Consider the following 13,128-nt stretch of genomic DNA (forward strand, 5'->3'; position numbering starts at 1 on the left):
GGAACGAAAATCGAACGCCCGGATGGCTTGTTTCAACCGTGAGCGGGAAAGGCGCGGCGCATCCGCGTTATTTCTTCACTTCGTAAATCCCGTGCTTGATGGCATAGATCACGATCCCGGCCGTGTTCCTTGCATTCATCTTGTCGAGTATTTTTGCACGGTAACCTTCTACGGTGCGCATGCTCTGGAAGATCTTGTCGCCGATCTCCTTGGTGGAATATTCTTCGCAGATCAGCCTGATCACCTCGATCTCCTTGCTGGAAAAAAGAGAAGAATGAACACCGCTGTTATAGGGATTGAACCTGCTCTCCGTAATCGTGATCGCCAACCTGGCGGAAGTTGATTTGCAGTAATAGGGATGGTGATGATACACCGTATTTACCGCATCAATGATCTCAGCTTTGTCTGAGCTCTTGAGCAGGTAACCGAGTGCACCCGCCTCGAGCATGTCTACCACCAGGCTTTCTTCGTTGAACATAGACAGGGCGATGACCCCGATGGATGGGTTCTGGTCGTGTATGCGGCGGGTGGCTTCTATGCCATCCATCTTGGGCATCTTGATATCGGTGAGAATAATATCCGGTTCCGTTTCATCGGACAACCTGATCAGCTCAAGGCCATTCTCGGCCTCGGCCACGATGCTGAATGCTTTTTCTTTTGAAAGCATCAGTTTCAATCCATCCCGGAATACCTCGTGGTCATCCGCAATTACGATCTTGATGATGGGTTGTTCTTCGTTCATCAGTTCTGTGCATTGGGTATTATGATCGAATAATGAGTTCCTTTTCCTACAGCGGTATCGATGAAGATCTCGCCGTTCAACATTTCCACGCGACTGATGATGTTTTTCAATCCCAGTCCCAACGAATTTTTCCTATGCGCATCGTAGTTGTAACCTACGCCGTTGTCGTCGATGGTGAAATGGATCTCTCCCGGCGCTTCCTTGAAGTTGATCGACATCCGTTCTGCTTTCGAGTGTTTCAGCGTATTATGGATCGCTTCCTGGATGATCCGGTAAATATGGATCTCGTTTTCCTTCACCACATTCAGTTCATTGCTCTCCGATGTAACCGAGATATTGATCTTGCCGGTGTTGTTGATGTCGTCGGCAAACTGTTTCAGCGCTATCACCACGCCTTTCCTGCGAAGCGCATTGGGCATCAGGTTATTGGCGATCTGGTGGATCTGCGAGAGCATATCGTTGATCAGCGAAAGCGATTTTTGCTGCAGCGCCTCGTCTTCGGGAGAAGAAGGGCTCAAAGAGGCAACGTGTAGTTTTACGGACGACAATACGGGTCCAAAATCATCATGCAGGTCGCTTACAAAACGGCTGCGTTCGTTCTCGAGGGTATTGATCTCCGCCTGCACCTTTTCTTTGTAAAGGGTCACGTTTTTTTTCTGGTGCTTCATCAGCGAAACCACGAAAAAAATGAAGAGCAGCGCCAGGATACTTCCACCGATCAGTAAGGCAATGTAAATTTTTGTTTCGTAGGTATCCATAATGCCGCTAATGCGTAGCCCAAATTAACGAAAAGATTTACATAAACAAGAATGAGGAAAAGGCTGTCGTAAAAGCGGTCGCTCATCGGCATCCGTACAAAATAAAACACTTCGTATATGGCTTTGTACGCGAAATAAAGTACGAACAATGAGCAGATGATGAACTTGGCATTTTTTGCGAGGTTCTTCCGTTCATGCATCATGGTTACATTGATCTGGTCGATAGACAGGATCACAATGGTCAATGCATAAAATATCCGGAAGAATGAATTGTTGTAAGTGATCGATCCGAATACCAGGTTCTCGCCGATCCATACCGTTGTAAGAAGAATATGCAGGAACACCAGCATCCTTTTATTGTACGAGCGCCAGTCGTAAAAAAGAAGCACCAGCAGGTTGGCCTCAACCAATACATAAATATTGGCATTGATGGCATTGTTGTGTTTGATCTCTACCATAATGGTGCTCACTATTTCGCTGAGCAGGCCCAGGCAGGCAAATACAATAAAAAGCCGGTACGATTTAAGAACCTTCTTATATCGTACCAGGCCTATGACCGTTGCAAAAACGATTGAGTAACTGAATGCGAGTATCCAGTAGTAATTCAACGGCTGCATTAATGGCGGGGAAAATTGGTTAAAGGGCCGCCCGGTGGTGGGCAGGTTGTGGGGCAACGAACGCCATCTTCAAATACCAGCGGATCGGGGTCGTCGCCGGGAGGATTGCCCGGATGGCCGTGACCACCGCCATGACCACCATGTCCATGGCCATCGCCATGACCGTGCCCATAGCCTGTTGGAAAAATATCAACACCCTTGTCGTCGGCACCCACAAGGATGGAATGAAACTCACCATTAACGCTCATGCCCTGGTAAATACGGATGTATTTGATATCCGGGCGTGAAAAGTATTCGAGAATGGCTTCTTTGTTGAACGTTTCCGAAATGGTAAGCACGTTCGGGTTCATTGCTTTCACTTCGGGTTTCAGGATGTCGTACATCTTTGCCTGATAACGTTCAATCATGTTATAGGCCTCCTGCGGCGGTATAACATGAGACTTCGGGGGAATTGTGTAGCTCATAATCGTTGGTTTGGTTTGGTTGTTTTGGTTGAACTATTAAAACACTAATATCCGTAAATCGCTTTTTATTGTTTGCGGGAAACTACTGAAAGGTTGCGTAGAACTACGCAAATTCTGCGGGCATCCGGTGTTTGGCGCAGGCTGCGTTTATGCGGGCCTCGTTATTGTACCGCAAAGTCGTAAATCATTTTCGAAACCCTGGCCATTGCCCCGGTGGCCGCTTTGTCGCTTTCAATGTTTTTGGAGAGGAGAACCAGCACGTATTTTTTCCCGTTGGGCAAAAAAACAATCCCCGAATCGTGGTGAACGCCGGTAATGCTTCCGGTTTTGTGGGCCACTTTTACCTCTTTGGGAAGCAGGGCGGGAATAACGGTGTTGTGTTGCTGGTCCAGCAATATTTTTATCATCTCATCGCAGGCTTGCGGGCTCACGATCTTTCCCTCGGCCATTTTTGAAAATACAATGGCGAGGTCGTATGCCGTGGTTGTATTGTTCAATCCCTTCTGAAAGGCTTTGGTGTCTTCCACGCCACGCAATACCTGCATATCGTTCGCGCCCAGCGTTCGCATGGTTTGGGTTACGTTTTTTCCATCCACCAGTTCTATAACCAGGTTGGTGGCGAGGTTGCTGCTGAGTATGATCATCTGGTACACCAGTTCAGACAATGGCACCTGCCTGCCCACTTTTGTGTAGAGTTCCTGCTGGCTGTCGTCTGATGCGTTGAGCGAATACGTACTGCTGTCTACAATACTCCTGAACTCATTCTTCACCGTTACCATTTGCTGCAGCGATAGTTTTCCTGCTGCAACCTGTTTGAACACTTCGATCATCACCGGGGTTTTCATTGTACTTGCGGCATGAAAGTTTTCGTGTTCATTGATCACCAACATTTGTTTTGTCTGGAGATCGATGAAGGTCATCGCAAACGTTCCTTTCTCCTGCGCAAGTGTTGCTTTTATGTTGTTGAGTAACTCCATACCTGCAGCTGAATTCTGTTGTGCAAACGAAACGGTGGCCATCCATGATGCCATGCAAATCAAAATAAATTTCATCCGATGTTATTTATCCGGTTCTGTGATCTTGAGTAATTCTGCCAGGTACCCGCCCCAGATGGTCGGGTTTGAATGTGTGCCATGCCCGCTGGTTTTGTCTGTTATGGGCAATAAAATATACCGCCCCTTCTTTACCCGTTTGATCTCTTTCTCCAGTATGCCCAGCTCTGGCGGGTTTACCTGGTCGTCTGCCGAATTGATGGCAAACAAAGGCGCCGTTATTTTTTCCAGGTGCGGATAGGGATCGTAATCGCGCGATGCATCAAACTGGTAAATAAAATCATTGGCATCGAGCGATGCTGCGTATCTTTTTTCGAGGTTATCCAACATGGCTTCTGCCTGTTCGCGCGTGGGCGCCGACTTCTGCATTTGCAGCGGGCTGCTCGACATAAATATCAGCGAAGAGATGGCCCCGCGCATACCCAATGCGGGTTGTTTTTGATATTCGCCGCCCTTCCATTCGGGGTCGAGTTTTACGAGATCGATTGCCATTTTACGTTGTATACGGTTGCGGCCGGCGATGGCAACGGGCAGGCTCGCCAGCGGCATAAATGCATCCGAAAACCCGGGATGGCGGTAGGCCCATACCCATGTCTGCATACCGCCCATCGATGTTCCCATGATCAAACGCATGTGATTGATGTGAAGGTGCTGCGTGAGCAACAGATGGTTCGCATCGATCATGTCGTCGTAATTGTATTCCGGGAAACGCATGTGTAACCCATCGCTCGGCTTGCTCGATCTCCCATGCCCTACGGCGTCGGGAATAATGATGTAATACCTGGCCGCATCGAGCAACTGGCCGGGACCGAATAAATTTCCTGCAAACTGATCCGTTAAAAAGTTCCTGCCGCTGCCCGTTGTTCCATGCATGATGAGCACTGCATTCATCACTTCTCCTTTGCTGTTCATTTGCGGTTTGCCGACGGTGGTGTAATGGATCCTGAACGAATCGATGGTTTTCTTATTGGAGAACACAAAAGATTTCGGGTAGTAGTCGCCCTCAACCGGCGCCGGGTACTTCGCCTGTGCAAACAAGTTGTGAGAAAAGAGGACACAAAGAAGCAGCAGTAAAGATGTATTTTGAGCTTTCATAGATCCGGTAATTGCTTTACAAAATACACATTTAAAACATCGGCTTACACAGATATGGAAACAAAATTATTTATGCTGCTGCTCGGCTGCAAACCGCAGGGAAGGTATACCGAGCAACACGATGTTTTTTTTGGTGCGGGCGCAGCGCTGAAAGACCTTCTCCCCGGCATTCATGCGTTCTGGCCGGGGCCGCATAAGATCCACATCGATGCCTGGCGCGAAGTAACCGAAGTGGACGGGTTCAGGATCAGCCTTGTGCCGAAGAAAGAACAAGGCGAAAAAAAATGGCAGTTGTTCTTCATCAACCTCGGCGGATACAAGCAGCACGAGTTTGAAGAATACCATTACAAAATGCTGGTGGTGGCCGAAGACAAAGCAGGCGCCATCAAACAGGCCAAAGCCTCCGCGTTCTACAAACACACAGGATTCAAAGGCGCCGATTCGCATATTGATGATAAGTACGGAGTAGATGTTGACGACCTGTACGAAATCGAAGAGATCCTTGATGCGGGTATCAAAGAAAAATATTCGATCCGCATCGAAGAGCATTTTTCGGGGGCAAAAGACGAATGGGTATTGGGTTATACAAAGCTCAGTTCACTTGTTTGATCCTTTTCTTTTTTGAAATCGCTCCCGGCCATTATTGTGTGAGCGATTTGAAAGCATAGGCCACATATTCGCACAGGTCGCCGGCGACCAGCCCGGCCTCGCCGTATCTTTCTTTCGCCAGGTCTCCGGCAAGGCCGTGCGCAAATACCCCGGCCATACAGGTATGCAATGGCCCATATCCCTGCGCGAGCAGAGCGGTGAGTAAACCGGTAAGCACGTCGCCGCTTCCGCCGGTGGCCATCCCGGGGTTACCGGTAGTGTTGATGTACGTTTCGCCGGAGGGTGTGCTGATGCAGGTGCCGGCGCCTTTACCCACTACAAATACTTTGTATTTTTTGGAGAACGCAACCTGTGCCTCTATTCCCGACTGTCCGCTTAATCTCTCAAACTCTTTCGGATGTGGCGTGAGGATCGAATTTTCCGGAACATCATCCAGCCATTCTTTGTTAAGGCTGAGTATGTTCAACGCATCTGCATCCAGCACCACCGGGTGTTGGTTTTGCTGCAGGAGATGGTGCAGCGCTTTCTGTGTAAGCGGATCGGTTCCCAATCCCGGCCCAACCCCAATCGCTGTATATTTTGCTGTGTCGATGTATGAGCTGAAGACCTCCGCGTTGCCATCCACCAAAACCATCGCTTCCGGGGCGGAGGTTTGCATAACGGTATACCCACAAGCCGGCAGGTGCACGGTCAGCAACCCGACCCCACCCCGCAAACATGCTTTTGCCGCCAATACGGCGGCGCCGATTTTTCCATGGCTCCCGGCAACCAGCAGCGCATGGCCATACATTCCTTTGTGCGCATGTGTATCGCGGGGTTTGAGCAGTGGTACTATGGTTTCCCTGGTTATTTTCATTGCGCCGGGCCGTTGCTGTATTCGTTTAAAGCCGGATATGAAAATATGCCATTTTCGTTCATATTCAAGCCCATTGGCTGGTGCGCCGGCTATTTGAAGAGCCGGTGGTTCTCTTGTTACCACCCCGGCCCGATCGGTGGCACAAAAAATGCAGTATCTTATTTATGAAAAAACTACTCTTCCCCTTGTTTGCCGCTATTTCCATGGGATTGAGCGGCTGTAGCTCCCTGCAATCGTTGAGCAACTATCTTTCGGAGGCCGATGCGGCCATGGCCATTAAAGATGCCCTTACCATCGGTGCCAACCTGGGTGCGAATAGCCTTGGACAGAAAAATTCTTTCAGCCGCGAAGTATTGCTGGCCGCGGTATTGCCACAGGGCGCGCAGCAGGTGATCAACACGCTCGACAAGCTCGGGCTCGCCACCGAATTCAACCGCTTTGCCAATACGCTCGACGATGCGGCCGTAAATGCCACGCTGAAGTCTGCGCCCATATTTGTAGACGGCATCCGCCGGATGTCGATACGCGATGCGATCACCATTGTAAAGAACGGTGGCACCGCGGCAACAGATTACCTGCGCAACAAGATCGGCGACAGCCTCCGCAATGCAGTTACGCCGGTAATGCGCACCGCACTCAACGAATACAACATCATTCCACAATGGGATAAACTGGTGGGGCCTGCCAAACTCCTACTGGGCAGCAAGGCCTCACTCAACCTCGATCTCGATCACATTCTTGCAGTAATGCTGACGAATGAGATGTTCAAAAAAATAGAACAGCAGGAAATCAATATCAGAACAAACGCTTCGGCGAGAACAACAAGTTCTTTGCAGCGGGTGTTTGGGCGCGATTGGAACACGAGCGGGACCACGACCCGGTAAAATAAAAAGACTTATTTGAGAATCGTGTACCAACAGGGATACACGATTCTCAAATCTATTGCCCCCATAATTTGTAGATCAGCCAGATCAATACCAACCCGATCACGAGCAATATCAACCCGCTCATTCTTTTCTTTTTGATGAAGAGAAGCAGGATCAATCCACTCAAAGAAATAAGCACGAGGAACACAGCCGACACATCAATTACCCAGGACCATGCGGTACCGGTATCGCGCCCTTTGTGAAGATCGTTCATGAATGCAACGAAGCTGCCGCGGGTTTGCGAGAGTTCGTACGCGCCGGTTTGCCGGTCTATATACGCATCGCCCTCGTAGCCCGGGCCGCGGTAAGAGATGCTTACCTGTGCATCATCGATCCTGAAATCGCTTACCGCCCCCTTCACCTTGTGTTTGTTGCGGAAGAATTCTGCAATGTTGAGTTTGGCAATCTTATTGGTATCCTGCACGTTTACCCAGGCTGGCGCTAATGTTCCCGTGTCTTTGGACGATACGGTTTTCCCTGCAAAAAAATCTGCATGGTTCAGCGTGAGCCCGGTAACGGAGAAGAACAGTACAACGGCGAAACTCACCATCGACAAATAAATATGCAGCCAGCGCGATACTTTCGCTACTTTCTTCTTGGCTTTCTTTGGCTTTTTTTGCGGTGCAATGCTCTGTTCACTCATCTATTGATTCTTTTTCCTGTAGTCGAGTGATGCAGAAGGGATCTCGATGTTTCCCGTTAAGTTCATTTGTTTTGGCACACCTGTAAAACTGAATTCCTGGCTGATGATCTGGTAGGTTCCGTGCTCGCGTGCCGCTTCTATGTAGATGGTATATTTTCCGGGTTTTACAAAATTACCCTTGTCGTCTTTGCCATCCCATTTCACCGAGTATTTTCCCGGGGCGCGTGTTGCGCTGGATACAGAGCTCACGTTTGCTTTGTTGGCCTCGCCGCCAAACTGCGCGCTGTTGTTGCTCCACCACAAACGCAGGTCGCGGAGCCAACGGTCTTTCTGGTACCAGAGTGAGATGGTGCGTACCGGGTTTTTATCCCTGTCTTCCACCCAAACCACTACGTATGGCCGGCGGGTAAAGCCTTGCAACTGCGCCACTTCAAAATTGACAACGAGTTCAAAATCGTTCCATGGGTCTGCCGCCGTTGTGCTGGCCTTAGCCGTTTGCTCTTTGTTCGCCAACGGGATCTCCAACGCTCTCCAGCCCTTGCTTTCTATGCGTCTGCCTTCTTTGGTAATGAGCATATATTCTGTTCCCGGTATGGTTGCCGCCAGCGCCGCACTTTCTCCGGGTGTTAATACGTTCATGGCAGTTGCCAGTGCGCCTGCATCGGTGGCATTAGGCGATACCACTGTTGCGCTGATCACTTCACCCGCGGGTTGGCCCGTGCGCGGGTCGATGATGTGTGAGTACCATTGGCCACTCACTTCTTGTCCGCGCCGGTAGTTGCCGCTTGTTGCCACTGCCTTGTTGCTTACGTTCAACCTGTCAATGGGCGCATCGTTCTCTGCATCCGCTTTCGGATCGCTCACCTGTACGGTTTCTGCGAGGTTGCCGGCGATCACGATGTCGCCACCAATGTTCACCACCACCGCATTTACATCGCCCACCGCCATGGCCGCATCGGCAGCGCGTTTGATGATGTAGCTCTTCGCGAACGAATTCAGCACCAGCGGTGATTTACTAAGGTGGGTAGCCGTTTGTGCCCGGGCATCCAGTTTCCAGTGTGTCTGTTTTACTTCGGCCACTGCATTGTCCAGCTCTGCCTGGGTAGGAAGTTTTTGTTTTGCAGCTGCGTCTTTCCATACTTTGCTTACTACCTGCGCAGAAGCATCAAGCGCGCCGTTGCTGCGCTCCCGCCACTGGTCAAACAGGCTCAGCACCTCAAACAGTTCGGGTGATACTTTCCTGCTTTCGCCGAATGTGTTGAGCCATTTGCTGAATTCGCTGTTTGCGTCGTATGCACTCAGGATCTTACCCACGCGTTCAATCTCTTTCAACGCAGCAGCTTCCGCCACGCCGGCCTGCTTTTCCGAGGCCGATTTTACTTTTATCTCCAAAGAAGTTCCCAACACGTTTTCGAAATGCGAAACAAACAGTTTCGGGGCGGCGGCCAGGGAAGGTTTTCCACCGGCAAAAGCCATGGGAACCGATATCAGTGTAACCACAAATAACCTAAGTGACAGCTTCATTTATACCTATTTTGTATGATGAATAAATACATGCGTTCGTGCAGACATGTGTTGCAATTTAGCTTTGGGAGCTGCGCGGGAGTTATCAAATCAGGAAAAATCGGGGAATCAAGATGGGTAATTGGTGAATGGTGTATTTCCAGGATCCATTTTTGTATCATCGGGGGCACAACAGGTAGTCAACCCGCTGTTCATCATTCACAAAAAAAGCCAGGCTCATCGCCCGGCTTTTCTCTCATCAGTATAAACACCTTACTTATTGCTTTCGCCGTAGGTTGCCTTGTTGAACTGGATATGGAACCCTTTTGCGGTCTTTGTTAATTTGCCGCCCCAATTGTTGTTTTTGAACATGCCGCTGATCCACTCGATGGTGCCGGTTTGTTTGTTGTAGGTATAACGGCCGGATACATCATAGTTGTTCTCGTCTGTATCGAATGCCACTTTGTATTTGCCGTCTGCCAGCAGAATAAAGTGGCCGATGTACATCGATGGGATCCCCGAAAACAATTCGTAGCGGCCAAGGTGCAATTCGGCGGGCGGCACGGGTTGGGTTGTTGTTGTTTCAGCATTGTTCACTATTGTTCCCTTTCCGGCAGCTGCTGTAATGAGTGCTGCGGCGGCAAAGAAACAAACCATGTATTTTACTCTTTTCATATAATACTGTTTTACAAAATTCTTATCAATGGAAATTTGCTTTGATGGCCACGCGCCTGTTCATGGCCCGTCCTTCTTCTGTGTTGTTGTCGGCTATCGGCCTGGTTAAACCAAACCCTTCGGATGTGAACCTGTTTGCGGCAAATCCTTTCCGGATGAAATAATCCCTAACCGATCTTGCCCTGCGTTTTGAAAGATCCAGGTTGTATGGAGCCGGTGCCCTGCTGTCTGTATGCCCTTCGATATACAAGGTGAGGTTTGGATATTTGGCCAGGTATGCACAAACTTCATTCAATGGCTTCAATGATGCCGGCGACAATTCCGCGCTCGCGGTTTTGAAGAATACCATCTTGGCCAGTTTATCTATTTCCGCCTGTATATCCGGGCAACCGTTGTTCTCTTTGGCTCCTTTTACATCCGGACATTTGTCTTTGCTGTCCTGAACACCATCACCGTCTTTGTCGAGCACCGGCGGCTGTGGCTGTGGTGCCACAACCGGTGTTAAGAGTATGGGTTGGATTTCAAGTTTTCTTTCGGCGCCCGTGTTCGGTACCTGCAATGAATCATCGATGTAACCGTTCCTGCTGGCGAGCAATGTGTATGGGTGCAATGGTTTAACGGCAAAGGAAAAATTACCCGTAATGGTTGTTACAAAAGAATCGATCACCGTTCTTGTTTCTTCATCGCGTAGCAAAACCGTTGCAACATCAAGCCTGCGCATGGTGAGCCTGCTCAGCACGGTGCCTTCGATCTGTACGCGGAAGGGCCTGTTCTCAAATACGTAAATATCATCTGTTCCCAAGCGGTTGCTGCTGAAGAACCCTTTTGTTTTGGTGCCGTTAAAGGTCAAACCAAAATCGTCGTAGCTTGAATTCAATGGGTACCCGGCATTCACGGGTGCTTTCCATACGCCGCGTACCGCGTAGGTTTTGTATATATCCAGTCCGCCCAATCCCGCAAAACCATCCGTACTATAGTACAGCGTATCTCCATTGATGGTCGGGAACAATTCGTTGCCCGGTGTATTGATGCGGCTGCCCAATGAGTAGGCGCTTTTGGTGTCTTCGGCATCGAGGTTCACATAGTAAATATCGCTGCCACCCTGGCCACCGGGTTTGTTGCTGCAGAAATACAAACGCGCTTCATCATTGCTCAAGGCAGGGTGATAAAAATCGTACTCCTGTTCTACAAACGGCATTATCCTGATATTGCCCCAGTTGCCTTTTTCCAATGTTGCGGAGCAGATCTCCAGGTTGTAACGGCCGTTGTTCGGGCTCAGGTTGTTGCGTGTGAAATAGACTTTGTTTCCCGCCTTGTTAAAACACAACGGGCCATAATTGTATTTCGCACTCAATTCATCACTGAACCTCGCGAGCTTGTGAACCGTGCCATTGTACGCGCCCCGGGCATTGGCAACAACAATGATATCGTTGTCGTTGCTGGTTTGCGCCGTATAATCGTCTGTTGCCTTGATCCTGTTCACATCATGTGTGCGCGATGAACGGCCGGGAACGGTGTCGCTTGTATAAATGTCTGCTGTATCTTTTACCCAGTAAATGTTGGCAAAGGGCAATCCATCCCATCCAAACTCCTTCTCGCCCGATTTTCTTGTGTACCGGTTTGAAACAAACACCATGCCTGCGCCGTAGTACTGCGGACTAAAATCCTGTTGCTGTGTGTTGAGATGTAAAAGGCGGATGGTAAAATCGAGTGAGTCTTTGTAGAAAGGTTTGGTGTCAGCAAAACCTTTCAACCGCTCCTGCAGGATACCGTTGGTTTTATTGGCCCCCTCGGCTGCCAGTTTTTTGTAGATGGAAGCGGCCTCGCTGTAATTTTTCAGGTTGGCCGATAGCTCGGCAATGCGTTGTCTTGACACGCTGTTTGCGCCATGTTTCTTTTCGAACAACCTGTAGTATGCCAGGGCAGAATCGTAATTCTTCACGTACCAATATGCCTCGGCGAGGTGCATGCCGGCAATTGAATCGTTTTTGCCCGGGTGTTCAAGGCTCGTTTTGAGAAAGGGGATGGCGAAAGTGTACCGTTGGTCGTTGAACTCCTTTTCACCATTGCGGAAATATACTTCCGCTCTTGCCGAACGTCCTGATTGCGCAAGGGCCGCTGCGTGGGCGGCTGCGGTCAGAACGAGTATATATAAAATAATCTTTTTCATTACACGTAATTAAAATCAGAAGTACCTGGGTGATGCAACTTTTCCGTTGCCGGATCCAAATTCCATACGAAGCATTAACTCGTGGGTTCCGCTGTTGTAGTTGCCCAGGGCGTTGAATGTTTTATCGTATGCATATCCTACACGCAACTGTTTACTCAACTGCAGTTCTGCCATCCCAACATAGGCATCGCCTGTTCTGTAGGAGAATCCGAAGGCGATGGTGTTCTGTATCCACAGGTTGCCATTGAAATCGTATTCGATTGGCGCACCGCTCCCCGCTTTTACGAGGATGGATGGCTTGAGAACAAGATCCCGGTTGAGGTTCATTACAAAACCGGTGGCGAGGTACAGGTGAAGATCTTTCCCGGTTACGCCTTCTACCGATGTCGAATTATCGTACGAGATCTTTGATTTGAGCAATGCGGGTGTTGACAGCCCTATGTAAAATCGGTCCGAGTTGTAGTAGATACCTGCTGCGGCAGCGGGCAACAGTCCGCTGATGTTCTGCTGGAACCTTGGATCGTTCGGCTGAAAAGTAACGGCTTCGGTATAGTTGGCGCGGTAGTTCAACAATCCTGCCTGCAGGCCAAGGCTCAATGTTCCGGATTCCGTCATCTGTATCCTGAAAGCGTAAGAAGCATTGAATCCCGTGGTGCGTTCGATACCCAGTTTGTCATCGTACATCTGGAAACCAAGGCCGATCTTTTTTGCGTTCAGCGGCATGTCTACGCTGATGGATGCCGTTTTAGGCGCACCAGCAATGCCCACCCACTGGTCCCTGTACAATGCGGTAGCAGTGGGCACACCCCTGCTGCCGGCGTAGGCGGGATTGATGTTCATCATGTTGAACATATATTGGGTATACATTGGATGTTGCTGCGCTTTACCCGAGAGCGAAAGCATTATTATTAAAACCACCAGGCCCCATCTGACTTTCATCATCAATACACGCATGTGATTACTTTTCTTTTTCATTACCTTTTTGCAAACGCGCTGAAACTTTTGGAAAGCAAACACT

At 49.4% G+C, this 13,128-nt stretch carries 14 protein-coding genes; 2 read left to right on the forward strand and 12 right to left on the reverse strand.

What is annotated here, in order from left to right:
- Window positions 1–67 precede the first annotated feature (67 nt).
- The 6 genes from GWC95_RS17005 to GWC95_RS17025 form a co-directional block, all read right to left on the reverse strand.
- Window positions 68–742 (reverse strand): response regulator transcription factor, encoded by a 675-nt coding sequence (locus GWC95_RS17005; RefSeq protein WP_161819912.1) that lies wholly within the window; start codon window positions 740–742, stop codon window positions 68–70.
- Window positions 742–1,500, reverse strand: a complete 759-nt coding sequence (locus GWC95_RS17010) for a sensor histidine kinase (protein ID WP_161819913.1) — start codon at window positions 1,498–1,500, stop codon at window positions 742–744. The genes GWC95_RS17005 and GWC95_RS17010 overlap by 1 nt, the downstream gene beginning before the upstream one ends.
- Window positions 1,461–2,117 (reverse strand): hypothetical protein, encoded by a 657-nt coding sequence (locus GWC95_RS17015; protein ID WP_237722188.1) that lies wholly within the window; start codon window positions 2,115–2,117, stop codon window positions 1,461–1,463. The genes GWC95_RS17010 and GWC95_RS17015 overlap by 40 nt, the downstream gene beginning before the upstream one ends.
- Complete coding sequence (locus GWC95_RS19640; protein ID WP_202630308.1) at window positions 2,117–2,500, reverse strand: hypothetical protein; 384 nt, start codon at window positions 2,498–2,500, stop codon at window positions 2,117–2,119. Before GWC95_RS19640 ends, GWC95_RS17015 begins: the two co-directional genes overlap by 1 nt.
- Window positions 2,501–2,742: 242 nt before the next feature.
- Complete coding sequence (locus tag GWC95_RS17020; protein WP_161819915.1) at window positions 2,743–3,633, reverse strand: serine hydrolase; 891 nt, start codon at window positions 3,631–3,633, stop codon at window positions 2,743–2,745.
- Window positions 3,634–3,639: 6 nt separating this feature from the next.
- On the reverse strand, window positions 3,640–4,728 hold the full coding sequence (locus tag GWC95_RS17025; RefSeq protein WP_161819916.1) for an alpha/beta fold hydrolase: 1,089 nt from the start codon (window positions 4,726–4,728) through the stop codon (window positions 3,640–3,642).
- Window positions 4,729–4,782: 54 nt separating this feature from the next.
- On the opposite strand from GWC95_RS17025, the gene GWC95_RS17030 reads away from it, so the two are divergent.
- Entirely contained in the window at window positions 4,783–5,337 is a 555-nt protein-coding gene (locus GWC95_RS17030) for a DUF1543 domain-containing protein (protein ID WP_161819917.1), read from the forward strand.
- 31 nt (window positions 5,338–5,368) lie between these two features.
- On the opposite strand, the gene GWC95_RS17035 is transcribed toward GWC95_RS17030, so the two are convergent.
- A complete protein-coding gene (locus GWC95_RS17035) occupies window positions 5,369–6,193 on the reverse strand; it encodes an NAD(P)H-hydrate dehydratase (RefSeq protein ID WP_161819918.1) in 825 nt (274 codons plus the stop codon).
- 164 nt (window positions 6,194–6,357) lie between these two features.
- Between GWC95_RS17035 and GWC95_RS17040 the strand changes: the two genes are divergently transcribed.
- Window positions 6,358–7,077, forward strand: a complete 720-nt coding sequence (locus GWC95_RS17040; protein ID WP_161819919.1) for a DUF4197 domain-containing protein — start codon at window positions 6,358–6,360, stop codon at window positions 7,075–7,077.
- Between the two features lie 55 nt (window positions 7,078–7,132).
- Here GWC95_RS17040 and GWC95_RS17045 read toward each other — a convergent pair whose 3' ends face one another.
- From GWC95_RS17045 to GWC95_RS17065, 5 genes are all read right to left on the reverse strand, one after another.
- Window positions 7,133–7,762, reverse strand: a complete 630-nt coding sequence (locus GWC95_RS17045) for a PepSY-associated TM helix domain-containing protein (protein ID WP_161819920.1) — start codon at window positions 7,760–7,762, stop codon at window positions 7,133–7,135.
- Window positions 7,763–9,286 carry a DUF2271 domain-containing protein gene (locus GWC95_RS17050; protein WP_161819921.1) on the reverse strand — a complete coding sequence of 508 codons (1,524 nt, stop codon included), beginning with the start codon at window positions 9,284–9,286 and terminating at the stop codon, window positions 7,763–7,765. It lies immediately after the preceding gene.
- Window positions 9,287–9,538: 252 nt separating this feature from the next.
- Window positions 9,539–9,940 carry a hypothetical protein gene (locus GWC95_RS17055; RefSeq protein ID WP_161819922.1) on the reverse strand — a complete coding sequence of 134 codons (402 nt, stop codon included), beginning with the start codon at window positions 9,938–9,940 and terminating at the stop codon, window positions 9,539–9,541.
- Window positions 9,941–9,965: 25 nt separating this feature from the next.
- On the reverse strand, window positions 9,966–12,110 hold the full coding sequence (locus GWC95_RS17060) for an OmpA family protein (RefSeq protein WP_161819923.1): 2,145 nt from the start codon (window positions 12,108–12,110) through the stop codon (window positions 9,966–9,968).
- 15 nt (window positions 12,111–12,125) lie between these two features.
- Window positions 12,126–13,085, reverse strand: a complete 960-nt coding sequence (locus GWC95_RS17065; protein WP_237722189.1) for a PorP/SprF family type IX secretion system membrane protein — start codon at window positions 13,083–13,085, stop codon at window positions 12,126–12,128.
- Window positions 13,086–13,128 lie beyond the last annotated feature (43 nt).

Source organism: Sediminibacterium roseum (assembly GCF_009939005.1).
GTDB classification, from domain to species: domain Bacteria; phylum Bacteroidota; class Bacteroidia; order Chitinophagales; family Chitinophagaceae; genus Sediminibacterium; species Sediminibacterium roseum.

Excerpts from the sequence above, each read along its gene's own strand:
- GWC95_RS17020 (WP_161819915.1), bottom strand. The coding sequence starts at position 3,633 with ATGAAATTTATTTTGATTTGCATGGCATCATGGATGGCCACCGTTTCG.
- GWC95_RS19640 (WP_202630308.1), bottom strand. The coding sequence starts at position 2,500 with ATGTACGACATCCTGAAACCCGAAGTGAAAGCAATGAACCCGAACGTG.
- GWC95_RS17040 (WP_161819919.1), top strand. The coding sequence starts at position 6,358 with ATGAAAAAACTACTCTTCCCCTTGTTTGCCGCTATTTCCATGGGATTG.
- GWC95_RS17025 (WP_161819916.1), bottom strand. The coding sequence starts at position 4,728 with ATGAAAGCTCAAAATACATCTTTACTGCTGCTTCTTTGTGTCCTCTTT.
- GWC95_RS17010 (WP_161819913.1), bottom strand. The coding sequence starts at position 1,500 with ATGGATACCTACGAAACAAAAATTTACATTGCCTTACTGATCGGTGGA.
- GWC95_RS17005 (WP_161819912.1), bottom strand. The coding sequence starts at position 742 with ATGAACGAAGAACAACCCATCATCAAGATCGTAATTGCGGATGACCAC.
- GWC95_RS17065 (WP_237722189.1), bottom strand. The coding sequence starts at position 13,085 with ATGAAAAAGAAAAGTAATCACATGCGTGTATTGATGATGAAAGTCAGA.
- GWC95_RS17045 (WP_161819920.1), bottom strand. The coding sequence starts at position 7,762 with ATGAGTGAACAGAGCATTGCACCGCAAAAAAAGCCAAAGAAAGCCAAG.
- GWC95_RS17050 (WP_161819921.1), bottom strand. The coding sequence starts at position 9,286 with ATGAAGCTGTCACTTAGGTTATTTGTGGTTACACTGATATCGGTTCCC.
- GWC95_RS17015 (WP_237722188.1), bottom strand. The coding sequence starts at position 2,117 with ATGCAGCCGTTGAATTACTACTGGATACTCGCATTCAGTTACTCAATC.
- GWC95_RS17055 (WP_161819922.1), bottom strand. The coding sequence starts at position 9,940 with ATGAAAAGAGTAAAATACATGGTTTGTTTCTTTGCCGCCGCAGCACTC.
- GWC95_RS17060 (WP_161819923.1), bottom strand. The coding sequence starts at position 12,110 with ATGAAAAAGATTATTTTATATATACTCGTTCTGACCGCAGCCGCCCAC.
- GWC95_RS17030 (WP_161819917.1), top strand. The coding sequence starts at position 4,783 with ATGGAAACAAAATTATTTATGCTGCTGCTCGGCTGCAAACCGCAGGGA.
- GWC95_RS17035 (WP_161819918.1), bottom strand. The coding sequence starts at position 6,193 with ATGAAAATAACCAGGGAAACCATAGTACCACTGCTCAAACCCCGCGAT.